Here is a 4703-nt window from a genome sequence, read left to right as displayed (position 1 = left end):
TCACGGGACGAGTCGGAGCTCGTCCTTCGTCTGGGCCGCCACGGCCGAGACCGAGAACGGCCACGCGTACGTCTCGCCCGCGGCCCAGGTGCCCAGCTGGTCCTCGTAGTGCTTCGAGGCCGGGTGACCCGAGGCGCCCGTCACGGTGACCCAGGTCGAGGAGTCCAGGTCGTCGAGGTCGACGACCATGCGCATCGACGGCCCCGAGGTGACCTCGAAGTTCCCCGACGCGGCGTCCCACGAGGTGGCGTTGACGATCGAGGACCCGCCCGGCATGCTCACCGTGCGCGGGTTCATGTACGACCGGACGAAGCCCGGGACGGCGTCGTTGTCCAGGACGAGGTGCCCCAGGGACAGCGTGTGCAGCTTGCCCCACTCCCAGTCCGTCGTCTTCTTGGACAGCTCGGTCGTGAGGTCGAGGCGGGCCGAGACGAGCGCCTGGTTGAGGACCTCGTCACGGGTCTCCACGACGCTCACGGTCTGCCGGTCGTCCCAGAACGCGTTGGTCTCGTCCAGGAGCATGTTCTGGACCACCGCGAGCCACCGGCTGCCGCCCGCGGGGCGGATGTCCTCGGGCAGGTCGTCCCAGAACGTGATCTCGAGCAGGTTGCGCCACACGGCCGCGAAGTAGGCCGCCGCCGCGGAGTCCATGTCCATCGAGCGGTCCCAGTCGGTCAGCAGGTCCTGTCCCTCGGCGGCGAAGTCGTTGCGGACGCCCTTGCTGTTCTCGATGTCCTGGTCGAGCAGGGACGGGAGCAGGGCATCGGCGAACGGGCTCCAGTCGTCGTTCTGGATGGTGTTCATCATCTCGACGTCGATCTTGCGGCCCGAGTCGATCTCGGACTGCAGGAGCGTCCGGATGCGCTGCGAGCGGTAGCCGTAGTCCCAGTCGGTCGTGAGGAACGGGGTGGTCCCGGCGGGCAGCACGGCCTGGTTCGCCGCGACGATGAACCCCTCCTCGGGGTCGACGACCCCGGGCATCTGCTTGGCGGGCACGTAGCCCGTCCAGTCGAAGCGCTCGTCCCAGCCCGGACGGGGCCAGGTGCCGTCCGAGGGCACCGGTCCCTCGACGACCTGACGCACCGGGATCTTGCCCGGAGCCTGGTAGCCGATGTGGCCGTCGGTCGTCGCGAAGACGACGTTCTGCGCGGGCACCTCGAAGAGCGCGGCGGCCTCGCGCATGTCGTCGGCGCTCGCCGCGAGGTCGAACGCGAAGACCGCGTCGGCCGTACGGCCGGGCTCGAGCGCGGTCCACTGGAGCGCGACCTCGTAGTCCCCGAGCGGGGTGCCTTCGGTCGGGGCCTCCGCGACCCTGTCGAGCGGCAGCACGGTCGAGACGATCGGGCCGTGGAGCGTCGACGAGACCTCGAGCTCGACGTCCTGGCCCCCGTTGACCTTGATGGTCTCCGTGCGGGTCTCGAGCGGCACCCAGTCGTCGCCCCGCAGGTACGTCTCGTCACGGACGCGCTCGATGAAGAAGTCGGTGACGTCCGCGCCCATGTTGGTCAGGCCCCAGGCGACGTCGGCGTTGTGGCCGATGATGACGCCCGGGAACCCGGCGAACGAGAAGCCCGCGACGTCGAACCCGCACGACGAGCTCACGGTGTTGCAGTGGAGCCCGACCTGGGCCCAGACGCCGGGGGCCTGGAGCGCGAGGTGCGGGTCGTTCGCGAGGAGCGGCTTGCCGCTCTCGGTGTGCTCACCGGAGACGGCCCACGAGTTGGAGCCCGTCCCCTCACCGCGCCCGACGAGGACGGGGACGGCCGCGAGCGCTCGGTCCGCGGCACCGACCGCGGACTGGAGCTCGCTCCCAGCGAGGGTCGGCATGTAGCTCGTCTGCTCGACGTCCTCGACGTCGACCTCTGCCGGAGCGGTGGCCGTCGGGACCTCGGCGGGGTCGAGGATGGGAAGGTTCGTGTCCGAGACGTAGGCAGGGAAGAGCGTCGCGACCCGGGCGACGTCCTGTGCGACGCGGGCGGGGTCCTCGGTGCCCGTCGCCGTGCCGGCGAAGCTGCCGTAGGCGATGGCGCGCTCGAGCTCGTCGTCGTAGTTGCCGCGCAGGTCCCAGGCCATGGCCTTGAGCCAGGCGAGCGAGTCGATCGGGTCCCACGGCTCGGGGTCGGCGACGCTCACGCTCGTGCCGAGCACGGTGTACTCGAGCGCGATCTCGCTCGGGTCGCGGTCCTCGAGGTAGGCGTTCACGCCGTCCGCGTAGGCCTGGAGGTACGCCTTGGTCTCCGGCGCGATGATCTTCCACTCCTCCTCGGCGACGAGGCGCCAGCCGAAGGTGCGCGTGACCTTGTCCGCGTCGATCGCCTCCTTGCTGTCCCCGACCAGCTCTGCCAGGCGGCCCGAGGTGACGTGGCGGCGGTAGTCCATCTCGAAGAAGCGGTCCTGCGCCTGGACGTAGCCCTGCGCGCGGAACAGGTCCTCGGGTGTGTCCGCGTAGATCTGCGGCACGCCCTGCGCGTCGCGGAGCACGCTGACCTCGCCGTCCAGGCCGGGGACCGTGAGGGTGCCGTCGGTCTGCGGGAGAGGGCGGCGGACGGTCACGAACGTGAAGATCGACACCCCGACCAGCAGCACGACCAGCAGCGCGGCGATCGCGATCGTGGCCCGGCGGGCTCGAGAACCTCCCCGTCGGGACAGGTGGGCGGGCGGCGACGGGTCGCCGTGGACTCCGGCAGGGACTTCAGCAGACACGGTGCGAGACTACCCCGGGCGGGCCAGGCGTATGATTAGCACTCAGAAGCCCCGAGTGCCAGTCCGGCCCTGCCTCCGAGCGGGCGTCGGACGCCCGGTCCAGGCTCGCGCCCGGCCCGTGACGACCGCACTCCCCCCGCGACCTCTTGAGGAGAGACCGTGCCCACCTACGCGTACACGTGCACTGCCTGCGGCCACGCCTTCGACATCCACCAGGCGTTCACCGACGATGCTCTGACGGTGTGCCCGGAGTGCGGCGGACGCCTGCGCAAGGTCTTCTCGTCGGTCGGCGTGACCTTCAAGGGGTCGGGCTTCTACCGGACGGACTCGCGGTCCTCGAAGTCGTCCAGCATGGGCGCCGGCAGCTCGTCGACCACGCCCTCCACGGGGTCCAAGTCGTCTGACTCGTCGAGCAGCGGCTCGTCGTCGAGCGGCTCGACGGGCACGTCGTCGTCGAGCGGTTCGTCTGGTTCGTCGGGCTCTTCCGCGAGCTGACGCGCCTCCTGGCCGTCCACAGGCCGTCAGCGGCGCGAACCGTCCACAGCTGAGCCCGAGGTCGCACGCGACACCGCGCGGGCGCTCTACGGTCGCGCCATGTCTCGTTCCTCAGAGCGCTCCGGGCGCTCGGTCCGTCCGCGGTCCTCAGCAGCCCGACGGCGCCTGCACGCCCTCGCATGGCGGTCACGTCCCGTCGTGGTCGCCGTGGGGTGCGGCCTCGCGGCCGCGGTCGTCGTGGGCAGGGTGAGCCCGCCACCCCCCGAGACCAGCCCCGTGGTGGTCGCCGCACGGGACGTGGGGGCCGGGGTCGTGCTGACCGGTCGCGACCTCCGGGTCGAGGACGTCGTGTCGTCGCTCGCACCGCAGGCCTCCCTGACCAGGGTGAGCGACGCCGTCGGGCGCACGACGTCCGTCGCGCTGACGCGCGCGCAGCCCGTCACCCCGTCGCTCGTGGCCGCGGGCGACCTCGCTGCCTCGGCTCCCAGCGGGACGGTCGTCGCACCCGTCCGGCTGGCCGACCCTGCGGTGTCGGCCCTGCTGGGCCCCGGGGACCGGGTGGACCTCCTCGTCGCGGCGTCCGGCACCGACGATCCCACGGGCGGGGCGCCCGGCACGTACGTCGCGCGACGTGCGCTCGTGCTGGCAGGGGTGCCCGCCGAGGCCGCGGGCGGGCTGCTCGGCGGTGACTCGGCCGAGGACGGCGTGACGCTCGTGGCCGTGCTGCCCGACGAGGCTGCGTCGCTCGCAGGGCTCGGCCAGTGGGGCGGGCTCTCGGCCGTCCTGGTGCAGTAGTGACGCCCGCCGGCGGCGGCACCTGGACAGGGGGTGGGCCGAGACGCCCAGATGCGCGACCGCCTGAGCATGGAAGGATCGCGACGGTACAAATCCGCTGGCCGGACGCCGCCGAGAGATCGGCGCGCAGACCGGGTCTGCGCCCCTCTCGAAAGGAAACTGGCATGAAGAACGTGTTCAACGGCTTCAAGGAGTTCGTGCTCCGCGGCAACGCGATCGACCTGGCGGTCGGTGTCGTGATCGGCGGAGCGTTCACGCTCGTCGTCACGTCGATCGTCGACGGCCTGATCACCCCGCTCGTCGCCGCCATCTTCGGCAAGCCGGACCTGACGGGGGTCTGGAACTTCACCATCAACGGTGCCGACTTCAGCATCGGCCTCATCCTCGACGCTCTCTTCAAGTTCCTGTGCGTCGCTGCCGCTCTCTACTTCGTCATCGTCATGCCCATGAACCACCTGGCCTCGATGCGCAAGAAGGGCGAGGAGTCCGAGCCCGAGGCGCCGGCCGAGGACGTCCTGGTCCTCCAGGAGATCCGCGACCTGCTCGCGGCGCAGAACGCGCGCGGCGCGGGGCCGGGCTCCGGTCCGGTCGACGGGCCCAGCATCCGCTGAGGCTCGTGCTCGCGCCGTCAGGGCGGCGGCCGCGTGCCGCCCACCTCACCTGCGGGTAGAGGAAGGTGTTGTTTCTGCGTAGCCACCACAATGGTGGTG

At 71.3% G+C, this 4703-nt stretch carries 4 protein-coding genes; 3 read left to right on the top strand and 1 reads right to left on the bottom strand.

The annotated features are described in order from the left end of the window. Positions 1-2703: a penicillin acylase family protein gene (locus ACFWFR_RS17550; RefSeq protein WP_377623885.1), complete on the bottom strand. Its 2703-nt coding sequence runs from the start codon at positions 2701-2703 to the stop codon at positions 1-3. Positions 2704-2862: 159 nt separating this feature from the next. Between ACFWFR_RS17550 and ACFWFR_RS17545 the strand changes: the two genes are divergently transcribed. From ACFWFR_RS17545 to mscL, 3 genes are all read left to right on the top strand, one after another. Beyond that, complete coding sequence (locus ACFWFR_RS17545) at positions 2863-3198, top strand: FmdB family zinc ribbon protein (protein ID WP_377623884.1); 336 nt, start codon at positions 2863-2865, stop codon at positions 3196-3198. A 99-nt stretch (positions 3199-3297) separates the two neighbouring features. Next, on the top strand, positions 3298-3993 hold the full coding sequence (locus ACFWFR_RS17540) for an SAF domain-containing protein (protein ID WP_377623883.1): 696 nt from the start codon (positions 3298-3300) through the stop codon (positions 3991-3993). Positions 3994-4157: 164 nt separating this feature from the next. Next, positions 4158-4604 (top strand): large conductance mechanosensitive channel protein MscL, encoded by a 447-nt coding sequence (gene mscL, locus ACFWFR_RS17535; protein ID WP_191800495.1) that lies wholly within the window; start codon positions 4158-4160, stop codon positions 4602-4604. The last annotated feature ends 99 nt before the right edge of the window (positions 4605-4703 follow it).

It is taken from the genome of Oerskovia sp. NPDC060287 (genome assembly GCF_042726775.1).
GTDB lineage: Bacteria > Actinomycetota > Actinomycetes > Actinomycetales > Cellulomonadaceae > Oerskovia > Oerskovia merdavium.
The sequence above is the reverse complement of the archived record's forward strand: the minus strand, read 5'-3'. Positions and strand labels throughout refer to the sequence as shown.